Below are 15,033 nucleotides of genomic sequence, written 5' to 3'. Positions count from 1 at the left end.
GGGCGGGGGCCCGTGGTGCCGGCGGGCGCCGTCGGCATACGGTGGCGCTCCATGGACTGGACTACGCCCGTCAGCACGCTGATCGGCGCCCTGGTGGGGGTCGGATCGACGCTGCTGAGCGAGAGCGTGCGCGCCAGGCGCGACCGGGGGAACCAGTCGCACCAGCTCAGGCGCCAGCTGTACGCCCGCTACCTGGAAGCCCTCACCAGCACCGACAGTGACCTGCAACTGCTCGCCGTCCGCGAGGGGGTACCGGTCGCGGAGGCCGACCTCAGGGCCGCCTGGCGCGGGCACTCCCTGCTCGCCCTGCACTACGAGGTCGGGCTGGTCGCCCCGCCGCCGGTCACCGGCGCGGCCGACACGGCGTACCGGGCGCTGCGGGCGGCGCGCAACGCCCTGGGCGCGGCCGGCAGCGCCGCCGGCGGCTCGGGGACTCCGGACGGCCACCCCGGCCCCGCCGGGCCGCAGGACGTCCGCGGCGGGTACGTCGACGCGCTGGCCGCCCTGCGCGCGGCCATGCGCGCCGACGTGGGCGACGGCCGGGGCTGAACCACCCCGCGGGACAGGGCCGTACGGCCCGCCGTGAGACGTGATGGCATCGCAATCCGGGAGCCGAACCCGGACCGGCCGCCCCCGCGTCCTTGCGGGTATGGAACCGCAGAAACCGCCGCCCGGGCCCCGGCGGCCCGAAGGGTGCCTCGTCGTCGCGATCCGGATCCCGGTGCGGATCGTCGTACTCGTGCTCGTCGTGCCGGTGCGCATGGCGTGGGACGCGCTCGTCGTCGCCGGAAGGTTTCTGCGTGACACCGTGCTCCGGCCGCTCGGCCGGGCCCTGCTGTGGGCCGGCACGGCTCTGTTCGTGTGGCCGCTGGTGGGTCTGTGGCGCTACGTCGTCGTCCCCCTCGGCAGGGCGCTCGGGTGGCTCGCGACCGTCCTCCTCGTCGTCCCGGCGGTGTGGCTGTACCGCCGGGCGCTGACCCCCCTCGGCCACGCCTGCGCCTGGCTGGCGCGCGGAGTGCTCGCCGGGCTCTCCTGGCTGTACGCGCGGGTGCTCGCCCCGCTCGGGCACGCGCTCGCCCGGCTGCTGAAGGGCATCGGCGCCGTCCTCGCCGCCCTCGGCCTCGGCGGGTGCACGGCCCTCGCCTGGCTGGCCCGCCATCTGATCGCCCTGCCCGCCCAGTGGCTGTACACCTGGGTCCTCACACCCCTGGGGCACGCCGTCGCCTGGTGCGGGCGCGGACTCGGGCGGCTGCTGGAGCTGCTGGCCACCGGGATCGGGCTGGTCCTGTACTGGACCGTCCGCGTCCTGCTCGTCCTGCCCGTGCTCGCCCTGTGGCGCCGGGTCCTGGCACCCGCCGGCCGGCTCCTCGTCCTCGTCGCGCGGGACGTCGGCGACGCCCTCGGGCACGCCTGGCGGATCGCGGGACGGATCTCGCTCGCCGTCGGCCGGGCCCTGGCGGTCCTCTTCCGGTGGATCCTCGTCCAGCCCCTGCGCTGGGTGTACCAAACCGTCCTCACCCCGGTCGGGCACGTCGTCCGGGACGCCGTTCTGCGGCCCGCCGCGGCCGCCCTGCGCGCGGTCGGCCGGGTCACCCGCGAGGCGCTGGCCACCGCCCGTGACACCGCGCGGCAGGCCCGCGCCGACTTCAGGCGGCTGCTCCTCGGCGAGCCCCGGCCGCCGGCCGCCGTGGACCGGCGGGAACCTCCGGGCCCCAGGACACGTACTCTTGGTAGCAGTACGACCGCTCTCACGAAGGACTAGGACACTGGGCAAGCGACAGCCCGAAGGCCCGCCGCCCGCACCCGCGGTGCAGCGCATCCGACTGCGCTACACCAAGCGCGGCCGCCTGAGGTTCACCAGCCACCGAGACTTCCAGCGCGCCTTCGAGCGTGCGCTGCGCCGCGCCGAGGTGCCCATGGCGTACTCGGCCGGTTTCACGCCGCATCCGAAGGTGTCGTACGCCAATGCCGCACCCACCGGCACGGGCAGTGAGGCGGAGTACCTGGAGATCGCGCTCACCGCGACGCGCGATCCGGAGAAGCTGCGCGTCCTCCTCGACGAGTCGCTGCCCCCCGGGCTCGACGTCGTCGACGCGGTGGAGGCGCGGACCTCGGGTCTCGCCGACCGGCTGACGGCCTCCGTATGGGAGCTGCGGCTGGACGGCGTCGACCCGGCCGACGCCGGGCGCGCGGTCGAGGCCTTCACCGGGGCCGACACCGTCGAGGTGCAGCGGACGACCAAGAACGGCGTCCGCACCTTCGACGCCCGCCCGGCCGTGGTGAGCCTGGAAACGCACGGTTCACCGGCTGATAGGCCGACCGACCGGCCCTGTGCGATACTGCGGCTGGTTGTTCGGCACGTGACGCCTGCCGTACGACCCGACGACGTCCTGTCCGGTCTCCGCGCCGTGGCCGACCTGGCGCCGCCGGTCCCCGCAGCGGTGACCAGGCTGGCGCAGGGGCTGTTCGATGAAGAGACCGGCACGGTGACCGACCCGCTCGCGCCCGACCGCGAGGCAGCCGAGGCCATGACGGCCGCACCTGCTGCCGCCGCGACGGCGCCGACGCCGGAAGGTCCCGCGTAGGGACGGACGTCGTAGCGCAGCCCTCGTACTCGGGAGCCATCTGGGTCGGGCAGCGCACCCCACCAGAAGACTTTCGCCAGGCCGTACCGACAAGGCGTACGGAACCGGCGAGACAGGACACAGAGTGCTCCCGTGCGGCGCCCGCGCCCCGGACGGCGGCCATCGCGCATCGCGCGGGCCGCGGACGTCAACGGCGTCCGGTCTCCACAGACCGGTGCCGGACCAGGCGCGGCGCCCGGGGGCCTGACGGGAGAAACGCCCGCATGCTCGAGCCGACCGAACCCAATGAGGGTTCCGAACTGAACACTCCCAGCGACACCCTGCCGCCGCGCAGGCGTCGCCGTGCCGCCTCCCGCCCGGCGGGTCCGCCCGTCGCGGCGGAGGCGGCCGCCGAGGTCACCGTGCCGGCCATACCGGCCGCCGACGCCGACGAGGTCGTGGAGACCGAGGCGGCCGACGAGGCAGCGGAGACCGCGGTGACCACCGGGACCGAAGCGGCCCCGGAGGAGACCGCTCCCGCCGCGCGCCCGCGCCGCCGGGCCACCCGCCGCGCGTCAGCGCCCGCCGGGGCCCCGACGGCGGAGGGCGCCGAGACCGTCGTACCGGCCGCCGTCGAGCCGGAGACGCCCGCTGCCGTCGCCGAGGGCGGCGAGGTCGTCGTCGGCGAGGAGGCCGCCCCGCGCCGCACCCGCCGCCGTGCCACCCGCACCGTGGCGACGCCCACCGGCGCCGCCGCTCCCGCCGAGGAGACGGCCGCTCCCGCCAAGGACGCGGCTCCCGCCGAGGAGACCCCCGCCGAGGCCGCTCCCGCGGCGCGTCCGCGCCGCCGGGCCACCCGCCGTGCGGCCGCGCCCGCCGGGGCCCCCGAGGTCGCCGAGGCCGTCGCGGCCGAGCCGGTCCAGCAGACCGAGGCCCCGCAGGAGACGGGCGCCGCCGAGACGGCCGCCCCCGTCGAGGAGGCCGCTCCCGCCGCGCGTCCGCGCCGCCGGGCCACCCGCCGTGCGGCCGCGCCGGCCGGGGCGCCGGAGGCCGCCGAGACCGCGCCCGCCGAGCCGGTCCAGGCCGCCGAGCAGGCGGAGGAGACCGCTCCGGCCGTCGCCGAGGAGGCCGCGCCCGCCGTCGAGGAGGCCGCGCCGCGCCGCACCCGGCGCCGGGCGACCCGCCAGGCGTCCGCGCCCACGGACACCCCTGCCGCCGAGACCGCCGAGCCGGCCGCCGCCGCTCCCGCCGCGGCCGAGGCCCCGGCCGAGACCGCCCCCGTCGAGGAGGCCGCCCCGCGCCGCGCCCGGCGCCGGGCCGTCCGTCCCACCTTCGGCTTCTCCGAGCCGGCGCAGCCCGCCGCCGAGGCCGCCGAGGGCGAGGGCCGGCGCCGCCCGTCCCGCCCGGCCGTCGCCGTCTTCCAGGCGCCGGTGTTCGCCGAGCCCAAGTTCCAGACCCCGAGCGGGCCGCCGCCGAGGCCGCCGCGGAGGCGGTCGAGGCCGTCGAGGAGCAGCCCGAGGAGCAGGCGGAGGAGCGCGCCGACGCCGGCTCGCGCCGTCGCCGTCGCCGCCGCGGCGCCGACCGGGCCGAGGAGACGCAGGCCGTCGAGACCGCCGCCGAGGACGAGGAGACCGAGGAGCCCGCCGCGGACGCCGAGTCCGCCGAGGACCTCGCCGACGGCGAGGAGTCCGAGGACGGCGAAGAGGCCGAGGGCTACGAGGAGTCCGGTTCGCGCCGCCGCCGCCGTCGTGGCGGACGCCGCCGTCGCCGCGGTGACGCCGGTGACGGCGAGGGCCCGGACGGCGAGGGCGACGAACTGGCCGCCGAGCAGGCCGCGCAGGACGCCGAGGACACCGCCGAGCAGGAGGAGGAGGACGCCGACGACGCCCGTGGCGACGAGTCCGGCGGCTCCAGCTCCAGCAGCCGTCGCCGGCGCCGCCGTCGCCGCCGCGCCGGGGACAGCGGCCCGGAGGGCGAGCCGTCCGCCGACGACCCGGAGCGCACGGTCGTCAAGGTCCGTGAGCCGCGCAAGCCCAGCGAGCCGTCCGACGAGGTGCAGTCCATCAAGGGCTCCACCCGTCTGGAGGCCAAGAAGCAGCGCCGCCGGGAAGGCCGCGAGCAGGGCCGCCGCCGCGTCCCGATCATCACCGAGGCCGAGTTCCTGGCCCGCCGTGAGGCCGTCGAGCGCGTGATGGTGGTCCGCCAGCACGGCGACCGCACCCAGATCGGCGTCCTGGAGGACAACGTCCTCGTCGAGCACTACGTCAACAAGGAGCAGTCGACCTCCTACGTCGGCAACGTGTACCTCGGCAAGGTGCAGAACGTCCTGCCGTCGATGGAGGCCGCCTTCATCGACATCGGCAAGGGCCGCAACGCCGTGCTGTACGCCGGTGAGGTCAACTTCGAGGCGCTGGGCATGGCCAACGGCCCGCGCCGCATCGAGGCCGCCCTGAAGTCGGGCCAGTCGGTCCTCGTCCAGGTGACGAAGGACCCGATCGGCCACAAGGGCGCGCGCCTGACCAGCCAGGTCTCCCTGCCGGGCCGCTACCTCGTGTACGTCCCCGAGGGCTCCATGACCGGCATCAGCCGCAAGCTGCCCGACACCGAGCGCGCCCGGCTGAAGACCATCCTCAAGAAGATCGTCCCCGAGGACGCCGGTGTCATCGTGCGCACCGCCGCCGAGGGCGCGAGCGAGGAGGAGCTGCGCCGCGACGTCGAGCGGCTCCAGGCGCAGTGGGAGGACATCCAGAAGAAGTCCAAGAACGGCAACGCGCCGACGCTGCTGTACGGCGAGCCGGACATGACCGTCCGGGTCGTCCGCGACATCTTCAACGAGGACTTCACCAAGGTCGTCGTCAGCGGCGACGAGGCCTGGTCGACCATCCACGGGTACGTCTCGCACGTCGCGCCGGACCTGGCCGACCGCCTGTCGAAGTGGACCTCCGAGGTCGACGTCTTCGCCACCTACCGGATCGACGAGCAGCTCGCCAAGGCGCTGGACCGCAAGGTCTGGCTGCCCAGCGGCGGTTCGCTGGTGATCGACCGGACCGAGGCGATGGTCGTCGTCGACGTCAACACCGGCAAGTTCACCGGCCAGGGCGGCAACCTGGAGGAGACGGTCACCAGGAACAACCTGGAGGCGGCCGAGGAGATCGTGCGCCAGCTGCGGCTGCGCGACCTCGGCGGCATCATCGTGATCGACTTCATCGACATGGTCCTGGAGTCCAACCGCGACCTGGTGCTGCGCCGCCTGCTGGAGTGCCTGGGCCGGGACCGGACCAAGCACCAGGTGGCCGAGGTGACGTCGCTGGGCCTGGTCCAGATGACCCGCAAGCGGGTCGGACAGGGCCTGCTGGAGTCCTTCTCCGAGACCTGCGTCCACTGCAACGGCCGCGGTGTCATCGTGCACATGGAGCAGCCGGCCTCCGGCGGTGGTGGCGGTGGCGGCGGCAAGCGCAAGAAGCGCGGCCGTGGCGGCGACACCCAGGAGCACGTGCACGAGACGGCCGCGGTGGCCGTGGAGACCGGCGAGGCCGTCGAGCCGGAGACGGAGACCGCCGTCGAGGTGGCCGCCGAGCTCGCCGAGCCCGTGGCCCTGCCCGCGCCCGAGTTCGCGCCCGACGAGGAGCTGTACAGCAGCGTCGCCGAGGCGGAGGCGGCGGCCGGCCGTGGCCGTTCGCGCCGCCGCGCGAGCCGCCGGGCGTCCGCTCCGGCCGGTGCGCCGAAGGCGGAGAAGGCCGAGCGGGCGAAGGACCGGAAGGCCGAGGCCCCGCAGCCGGAGGCCGAGCAGCCCGAGCCCGTCGTGCAGGCCCCGACCGCGCAGGACGTCACCGCCGACGAGGCGGCGGCGCGCCCGGTGCGGCCGGAGCCGGCCGCCGAGGCGCTGGCCGAGCCCGCGGCCGCCGAGGACCAGGTGGTCCCGGCCCCGCAGGCCGAGGCTGTCGAGGAGGCCGCGCCGAAGGGCCGTACGCGCCGTCGGGCGACCCGTAAGGTGTCGGCCCCGGCCGGTTCCCCCGCGGGTGCCGAGGCGGCCGTCGTGACGGTGGCCGAGACCGCGCCCGCGGCCGAGGCACCGGCCGAGCAGCCGGCGGCCCCGGCCGAGGAGGCGCCCGCCGAGAGCGCCGCCCCGGCCCGCCCGCGCCGCCGTGCCGTGCGCAAGGCCACCGCGCCGACCGCGTCCGAGGAGACGGCCGTCGTGGTCGTGCCCGCGGCCGCGCCCGAGGAGACCGCGGCGGCCGGCGAGGAACTCGCCGAGGCGGTCGCCACGGCCAAGAAGACCGCCCGCAAGGCGGCGAAGAAGGCGACGGCCAAGAAGGCCGCCACCAAGAAGACCGCGGCCAAGAAGACGGCCGCCAAGAAGACGACGGCCAAGAAGGCGGCCAAGACCGCCAAGACGGCCGCCGCGAAGACGACGGCCAAGAAGACCACCACGGTCTCCTCGGCCGCCGACGAGGGCTGAAACCCGGGGTGTGCGCCCGGTCCCGAGTGACCGGGCGCACACCCATGGGGCCCGGTTTGACCCCCTCGGCCGTGCCCCGTAACCTGGACCGTCGGCGTGTCCACTGAACACGCCACATCCCCGTAAACCTTCTCCTCCCGGGCGCAAGTCGGGCCGGGAGAGGTCGCCCGTGTGTTCCTGGGCGGCTGGCCTTCGGGGGTGCCGTTTCTTCGAGCGAAAGAGAGATCCGCGTGTACGCCATCGTGCGCAGCGGTGGTCGCCAGCACAAGGTTGCTGTCGGCGACATCGTTGAGGTTGACAAGATTTCCACCGCCAAGGTGGGCGACACGGTCGAGCTCTCGACCCTGCTCGTCGTCGACGGCGACTCCGTGACCAGCGACCCGTGGGTGCTGGCCGGCATCAAGGTCCAGGCCGAGGTCGTGGACCACCACAAGGGCCAGAAGATCGACATTCTGCGCTACAAGAACAAGACCGGCTACCGCCGTCGTCAGGGCCACCGCCAGCAGTACACGGCGATCAAGGTCACGTCGATTCCCGCGGCTGCGAAGTAAGGGACTGAGGAGAAATGGCACACAAGAAGGGCGCATCGTCCACCCGGAACGGTCGCGACTCCAATGCCCAGCGGCTCGGCGTGAAGCGCTTCGGCGGTCAGGTCGTCAGCGCGGGTGAGATCCTGGTCCGCCAGCGCGGCACCCACTTCCACCCCGGCGCCGGTGTGGGCCGTGGCGGCGACGACACGCTGTTCGCCCTGCAGGCCGGTGCGGTCCAGTTCGGCACCCACCGTGGCCGCAAGGTCGTGAACATCGTTCCGGCTGCCTGAATCAGCTGATTCGGCACCGAACGCATTCGCGAGGCGGACCTCACTTCCCGTTCGGGAAGGCGGGTCCGCCTTTCGCGTGTTAACACAGGTACAACCCGCATCTTTTCTGGAGGCACCCCACCATGACCACCTTCGTGGACCGCGTCGAGCTGCACGTCGCCGCGGGTAACGGAGGTCACGGCTGTGCCTCCGTCCACCGCGAGAAGTTCAAGCCGCTCGGCGGCCCGGACGGCGGAAACGGCGGGCGTGGCGGTGACGTCATCCTGACCGTCGACCAGTCCGTGACGACGCTCCTCGACTACCACCACTCGCCGCACCGCAAGGCCACCAACGGCAAGCCCGGTGAGGGCGGCAACCGTTCCGGCAAGGACGGCCAGGACCTGATCCTGCCCGTGCCGGACGGCACCGTCGTCCTGGACAAGGCGGGCAACGTGCTCGCCGACCTGGTCGGCCACGGCACCTCGTACATCGCCGCCCAGGGCGGCCGGGGCGGGCTCGGCAACGCGGCGCTGGCCTCCGCCCGCCGCAAGGCGCCCGGCTTCGCCCTGCTCGGCGTGCCCGGCGACCTGCACGACATCGTCCTGGAGCTGAAGACCGTCGCCGACGTGGCCCTCGTGGGCTACCCGAGCGCCGGCAAGTCCTCGCTGATCTCGGTGCTCAGCGCGGCCAAGCCGAAGATCGCCGACTACCCGTTCACGACGCTCGTGCCGAACCTGGGCGTGGTGACGGCGGGTTCGACCGTCTACACCATCGCCGACGTGCCCGGGCTCATCCCCGGCGCCAGCCAGGGCAGGGGCCTCGGCCTCGAGTTCCTGCGGCACGTGGAGCGGTGCAGCGTGCTGGTGCACGTGCTGGACACCGCCACCCTGGAGTCGGACCGCGACCCGGTCTCCGACCTCGACATCATCGAGGAGGAGCTGCGGCAGTACGGCGGTCTCGACAACCGGCCGCGGCTCGTCGTCCTGAACAAGGTCGACGTCCCGGACGGCAAGGACCTCGCCGAGATGGTCCGCCCCGACCTGGAGGCCCGCGGCTACCGCGTCTTCGAGGTGTCGGCGGTCGCCCACATCGGATTGCGGGAGCTGTCGTTCGCGCTCGGCGACCTGGTCGGCAAGGCGCGTGCCGCCAAGCCGAAGGAGGAGGCCACGCGCATCGTCATCCGGCCCCAGGCCGTGGACGACGCGGGCTTCACCGTCACCCGTGAGGAGTCCGGCGGCGAGCCGCTGTTCCGGGTGCGGGGCGAGAAGCCGGAGCGCTGGGTCCGCCAGACCGACTTCAACAACGACGAGGCCGTCGGCTACCTCGCCGACCGCCTCAACCGCCTCGGGGTGGAAGAGCAGCTGATGAAGGCGGGTGCCCGGTCCGGCGACGGCGTCGCCATCGGTCCCGACGAGAACGCGGTCGTCTTCGACTGGGAGCCGTCGGTGATGGCCGGTGCGGAGATGCTGGGCCGCCGTGGCGAGGACCACCGTCTCGAAGCGCCCCGGCCCGCGGCCCAGCGCCGCCGGGACAAGGACGCGGAGCGGGACGAGGCGCTGCGCGAGTACGACGACTTCGACCCGTTCGAGTAGCGGCCCCTCCGGGCCGGGCAGACGCCCGGTCCGGGCCGAGCGGCGCGGCGAGGACCCCGGTCCTCACCGCGCCGCTTTCGTATGCCGCCGTGCTCCTCGCCGGCCGGCACCGGACCGCCGATGTGCCGTCAGGCCCGGTGCCGCGCACGGGTGTTGCCGTGCCGTCACCGGGCCTCCGCTGTACCCCCATTCGTCATGCCCGTGAGGGATGTCGTTCAGCGGGCCCGGACGGCCGAACCCCCGCTGCCCGCCGGGGTGTTCGCCCTCGGCTACACCTCCGGCGACCCGCCGCCCGACGGCATCGTCCTGTGGACCGGGCTCGCGCCCGACCCGTTGAACGGCGGCGGCATGCCCGACACCGCGTTCCCGGTGGAGTGGGAAGTGGCCGAGGACGAGGGGTTCCGGCGGATCACCCGCCGCGGCCTCGCCCTTCCCCGGCCCGAACTCGGCCACGGCGTCCACGTGGACGTGCGCGGCCTGCGTCCGGACCGCCCGTACTGGTACCGCTTCCGGGCCGGCGGCCGGCTCTCGCCCACCGGCCGCACCCGTACCGCGCCCCACCCCCGGCAGCGGGGCGGCGCCCTGCGCGTCGCCCACGCCTCCTGCCAGAACCGGCAGCACGGCCCCTTCGCCGCACGCGGGCATGCTCGCCCAGCAGCCGGACGTGGTGCTCTTCGCCGGCGGCTACGTCCACGAGTCCGCGCCCTCCCCGACGGCCGTACGACGGCGCGAGGGCGAGGGGGAGCCGTACACCCTGGAGGAGTACCGCAACCGGTACGCCCAGTACCGCCCCACATCTGGGTGTGCGGATCGCGCGGGATCACCGGCCCGGAGGGCATCGTGCGACTGCTTGCCGGGGTCCCGCGGGATATCGCACGATCGACGCCCGTCGCGGCTCACCACACCGGTGTGACGGCCACCGGAACCGCGGGAGCCCGGGACTCAGCCGAGTCCCAGGCTCCATTCAGTCCTGTCTCAGGAAGAAGTCTTACCTTTCGTTCACCCGGGAAACGTACAGTTCCACTCCGTCGGAACAGCCGCCACGGAAATTGCTTATGCGCTCCTTACAACCGCAGACCGGTTCGCCGATTAATCTCCGCCGCACGGGCCGGAGCCTCTGCGGCATCGCACGGTAATGCGGGCGGCCGGGCGGCGCATTGTCGTGGAATTCACCTTCGGCATTGCCGGGAATTCCGGTACCGGACCGGGCGGTGACCGATTCGACGGACCCCGGACGCGCATAGGGGGAAGCCGTATGCCGTGCGGCCCGGCGAGGTGACGCGGCCCTCTGCGGAATCCGCGGTGGGCGACGGCTGTTACCGACCGGTTCGATCAAGTGCCGTACGGGACAAGGATCTTGCGGGGAGCCAGGGCGGGCCCGCCCCAGTGGCCCTTCCTCGCGCGCACCGGACGCTGGGCGTCGCCGGAGCAACTCCCCGGCGCACCCGTACACCCGTGCGTGAAGCGGCAGATGAGACCGCCGAACGGCGTTCCAGGAAAGCCTGTGGACTTACTCACAGCAAATTCATGGAACTTGGAGCCGCCTGTCTCCAATCAGCTGGGGTAGCAGGTGAATGAGAGGTTGCGCGCACATATGCAGCGAAGGTCACTCATCTTGCACTGCGGTTACCGTAAGTGGGAGCCTTTCACGGTTCCCTGTCGTCCCGAGGTAGGTCACCTGTGTCACAGCACATAGCCAAGCCCCGTACTACCGCAGTGATCCTGGCCGGTGGCACCGGTCAGCGGGTCGGTCTGTCGATTCCCAAGCAGTTGCTGAAGATCGCCGGCAAGGCGGTCATCGAGCACACGCTGACCACTTTCGAGAACGCCGAATCGATCGACGACGTCATCGTGCTGATGGCGCCCGGTTACGTGCCGGACGTCGAGAAGATCGTCGCCAAGGCCGGTCTCACCAAGGTGAAGAGAGTCATCGAGGGCGGCTCCACCCGGAACGAGACCACGGAGCGCGCGATCGCGGCCCTCGGTGAGGGCCTGGCCGAGGGCGAGGACCGCAACGTCCTGTTCCACGACGCCGTACGCCCCCTGCTCTCGCAGCGCGTCATCGACGACTGCGTGGCGGCGCTGGAGCGGTACCAGGCCGTGGACGTGGCCATCCCGTCAGCGGACACCGTCATCGTCACCCGCACGCACGGCGAGGACGGCGAGTTCATCACCGAGATCCCGGACCGCTCCCGGCTGCGCCGCGGCCAGACCCCGCAGGCCTTCAAGCTGTCCACCATCCGGCACGCCTACGAGGTCGCCGCCAAGGACCCCAACTTCCAGGCCACGGACGACTGCTCCGTCGTGCTCAAGTACCTGCCGGACGTGCCGATCCACGTGGTCGCGGGCGACGAGTACAACATGAAGGTGACGCAGCCGGTCGACGTCTTCATCGCCGACAAGCTGTTCCAGCTCGGCACCACCGCCGCGCCCGAGCGGAACGGCGAGGAGACCTATCGCCAACTGCTGGCCGGCCGGACCGTCGTCGTCTTCGGCGGCTCCTACGGCATCGGCAAGGACATCGCCGAACTCGCCGAGTCCCACGGCGCGAAGGTCTACGCCCTCGGCCGCTCCACCACCGGGACCCACGTGGAGAACCCGGAGGAGGTCGACGACGCGCTGTCCAGGGCGTACGCGGAGACCGGCCGGATCGACTACGTGGTCAACACCGCCGGCGTGCTGCGCATCGGCAAGCTCGCCGAGACCGACAACGCCACCATCGCGGAGGCGCTGCAGGTCAACTACCTCGCGCCGGTGCAGATCGCGCGCACCGCCTACAAGTACCTGGCGGAGACCAAGGGCCAGTTGCTGCTCTACACCTCCAGCAGCTACACCCGCGGCCGCGCCGAGTACTCCCTGTACTCCTCCACCAAGGCCGCCATGGTGAACCTCACCCAGGCGCTGGCCGACGAGTGGGCGGGTGACGGCGTCCGGGTCAACTGCATCAACCCCGAGCGCACCGCGACCCCCATGCGCACCAAGGCGTTCGGCGAGGAGCCCGCCGGCTCGCTGCTCTCCTCCGAAGCGGTGGCCCGGACTTCTCTCGACGTGCTGCTGTCGGAGCTGACCGGCCATGTCATCGACGTCCGCCAGCAGGACCCCACCGCGGGTGCCGCCAAGGCCTCCGGCTTCGAGCAGGCGCTGGCCTCGGTGCTGGACCGCCAGGACGACATGTAGGACCACCGGACGGTCGTGCGCGCTCCGTGGAATTCAGGCCTCTCCGGGTATCCGATCACCGGGTATGCGCAGAGGCCTGAATCCGTACCCCGCGCGGCAGCCCGGACCGCAAGCGCACCACTGGCATTCCCCGGCAATTCCTGTCAGAACCGGCACTCTCCCCTCCCAGAGCAGGTTTCTCCGTGATATCCACCGCTATTCGCGTCGCCCGGGTGGGCAGCGCGTCCGAGCTGGCCGCGGCGGTCCTCGTGATGCTGGGCTTCCCGGCGCTCATGCTGGCCGCCCTGGTCCCGAGCGTTCCCGCCTTCGCGGCCGTGGCCGCAGTGACGTACCTGGCGGACCACTACCTGCACCGCAGGGGCAGCTACCTGGTCAACCGCCTCAGCAAGGTCCGGGCGGGTCTGTCCATCCGCTTCCTGATCCGGCAGCTGCTGCTGATCCTGCTGCTGGCCCGGCTGTCGCTCTCCACCCATCTGGTCTTCTACGGCGCGGTGGCCTGCTTCATCGCCTTCTACGGCCTCCAGGCCCCGCACGGTGCGCTGGTCACCCTGATCCGCAACCGCCGCCGGATGCCGGTCGCCACCCGCAACATCGACCTCAAGGCCCGCATCCGCATCCCCGACGCCCCGCCGCGCGGCCTGCTGCACCGCTCCGCCGAGAAGATCCTCCACCTCGACCTGTTCGCGGTCGCCGGCATCCTGGTCTCCGCCGAGCTGGGCTCCGCCGTCGCCGCCTTCGCCGGCATCGGCCTGACCGTGGGCCTCGGCTGTCTGTACGTCCTCGTGCTCGTGCCGTACGTGCGCGGCACGCGGATCCCGCCGAAGGCCGACGCCGTGCTCGCCGCCATGGACGACTGGCTGACCGCCTACCGGCCCGAGACCGTCCTGTACTTCTCCGGCTCCAAGGACTCCGCGTACCAGGTCAACATGTGGCTGGAGACGATGGAGCGGCTGGACACCCGGCCGCTGATCATCCTGCGCGAGCGGGTCCTCCTGGCCGGCCTCGCCCCCACCACGGTCCCTGTCGTCTGCGTGCCCGGAGGGGTGCACCTGATGAACCTGGACCTGTCGACCGTGCGGGTCGCCCTGTACGCGGCGAACGTCGGCAAGAACATCCACCTGCTGCGCGTGCCCACCATGAAGCACGTCTTCATCGGCCACGGCGACAGCGACAAGCTGGCCAGCGTCAACCCGTACAGCAAGGTCTACGACGAGGTGTGGACCGCCGGCCGCGCGGGCCGCGACCGCTACGCCATCGCCGACGTCGGCGTCCGTGACGAGGACATCGTCGAGGTCGGCCGCCCGCAGCTCGCACCCATCATGCCCCGGCGCGACCTGCCGGAGGGCGGCGTGCCCACGGTCCTGTACGCGCCCACCTGGGAGGGCTGGGACGGCAACCCCGGCAACACCTCGATCGTGCTCGCCGGCGAGAACATCGTGAACCGGCTGATCGCGGCCGACCCGCCGGTCCGCGTCCTGTACAAGCCGCACCCCTTCACCGGCACCGTCAGCCCCGAGGCCGGCGCGGCCCACCGGCGGATCACCGCCCTGGTGGAGCAGGCCGCCGCCGAGCGCGCCGCCGACCCCCGCTTCCCCGCCGACGGCGACACCGCGGCCCGCGCCAAGGAGGAGCTGACCCGGATCGAGGCCCGGCTCGCCGAGCTCGCGGGCCCCGGCGGCGAGCGGGGCGACGAGGCCGAGGCCACCCGCGACGGCGTCGTCGACGTCCGCCGGCACGAGGAGACCGCCCGGCTGCGCGCCGAGTGGAACGACGCCTACTGGCGCTCCTTCCCGGCGTACGAGCACCGGGTCGTCACCGGCGCCGAGCCGCGCCTGTACGACTGCTTCAACGTCTCGGACGCGATGGTGTCCGACATCTCCTCGGTGGTCTCCGACTTCATCGCGAGCGGCAAGCCGTACGCCGTCACCGACTCCGCGGAACTGGGCGCCGAGGAGTTCAGACGGCAGAACACGGCCGTCCGCGCCGCCACGATCCTCACCAACGGCGCGGACGGTCTGGACGCCCTGCTGGACGCCGTGCGCGACCCGGCCGGCGATCCGCTGGCGGGCGCCCGCACGGAGCTGAAGCGGTACCTGCTGGGCCCGGACGAGCCCGCGTCCATCGACCGGTTCAACGGCGCGGTGGCCGATCTGGCCCGCAAGGCGGAGACCCGCAACGTCGGCCAGGAGTCCCGGGCGGGCGCCGCGAACGCCGACCCCGCCGAGGCGGCCGAACTGACCAACGCGGTGCCGGGCCAGCGCTCCGCGTCGGCCGGCGACACGGACGGCGTGACCGCCGGCTGACCGCCCCCGCGACCGGCGCCGGGCCCCCGAGGAGTGCTCCTCGGGGCCCTCGTCGTGCCCGGCCCCGACCGGACCTTCCCTCGCTCTTAACCGGTCCTGAGCAACTCTTACCGCCGCCGCGTACCTTTCCGGTGAGCGT

The 15,033-nt window shown here is 73.3% G+C and carries 8 protein-coding genes and 2 pseudogenes; all 10 read left to right on the top strand.

Features of this window, described 5'->3' with window-relative positions; translation table 11 throughout:
• The first annotated feature begins 51 nt into the window (after positions 1-51).
• The 10 genes and pseudogenes from N8I86_RS14210 to N8I86_RS14165 all read left to right on the top strand — a co-directional run bounded on the left by N8I86_RS14210 (position 52) and on the right by N8I86_RS14165 (position 14,894).
• Positions 52-549 carry a hypothetical protein gene (locus N8I86_RS14210; RefSeq protein WP_073893904.1) on the top strand — a complete coding sequence of 166 codons (498 nt, stop codon included), beginning with the start codon at positions 52-54 and terminating at the stop codon, positions 547-549.
• A gap of 100 nt (positions 550-649) precedes the next feature.
• A complete protein-coding gene (locus N8I86_RS14205; RefSeq protein ID WP_263277916.1) occupies positions 650-1,762 on the top strand; it encodes a hypothetical protein in 1,113 nt (370 codons plus the stop codon).
• A 46-nt stretch (positions 1,763-1,808) separates the two neighbouring features.
• Positions 1,809-2,585 carry a TIGR03936 family radical SAM-associated protein gene (locus N8I86_RS14200; protein ID WP_073893900.1) on the top strand — a complete coding sequence of 259 codons (777 nt, stop codon included), beginning with the start codon at positions 1,809-1,811 and terminating at the stop codon, positions 2,583-2,585.
• 263 nt (positions 2,586-2,848) lie between these two features.
• A pseudogene (locus N8I86_RS14195) lies at positions 2,849-7,023 on the top strand (Rne/Rng family ribonuclease).
• A 230-nt stretch (positions 7,024-7,253) separates the two neighbouring features.
• Positions 7,254-7,574, top strand: a complete 321-nt coding sequence (gene rplU, locus N8I86_RS14190) for a 50S ribosomal protein L21 (RefSeq protein ID WP_030653874.1) — start codon at positions 7,254-7,256, stop codon at positions 7,572-7,574.
• Between the two features lie 14 nt (positions 7,575-7,588).
• Positions 7,589-7,843: a 50S ribosomal protein L27 gene (gene rpmA / locus N8I86_RS14185; protein ID WP_008738950.1), complete on the top strand. Its 255-nt coding sequence runs from the start codon at positions 7,589-7,591 to the stop codon at positions 7,841-7,843.
• Between the two features lie 122 nt (positions 7,844-7,965).
• A complete protein-coding gene (gene obgE, locus N8I86_RS14180) occupies positions 7,966-9,414 on the top strand; it encodes a GTPase ObgE (protein ID WP_073893898.1) in 1,449 nt (482 codons plus the stop codon).
• A gap of 195 nt (positions 9,415-9,609) precedes the next feature.
• Positions 9,610-10,222: pseudogene (locus tag N8I86_RS14175) on the top strand (alkaline phosphatase D family protein); the annotation flags it as partial.
• Positions 10,223-11,094: 872 nt separating this feature from the next.
• On the top strand, positions 11,095-12,591 hold the full coding sequence (locus N8I86_RS14170) for a bifunctional cytidylyltransferase/SDR family oxidoreductase (protein ID WP_073893896.1): 1,497 nt from the start codon (positions 11,095-11,097) through the stop codon (positions 12,589-12,591).
• 212 nt (positions 12,592-12,803) lie between these two features.
• The gene (locus tag N8I86_RS14165; protein WP_263280101.1) at positions 12,804-14,894 is read left to right on the top strand and encodes a CDP-glycerol glycerophosphotransferase family protein; all 2,091 of its coding nucleotides are present in this window, start codon (positions 12,804-12,806) and stop codon (positions 14,892-14,894) included.
• Positions 14,895-15,033 lie beyond the last annotated feature (139 nt).

Source organism: Streptomyces albidicamelliae, assembly GCF_025642175.1.
Lineage (GTDB): Bacteria > Actinomycetota > Actinomycetes > Streptomycetales > Streptomycetaceae > Streptomyces > Streptomyces albidocamelliae.
The sequence above is the reverse complement of the archived record's forward strand: the minus strand, read 5'-3'. Positions and strand labels throughout refer to the sequence as shown.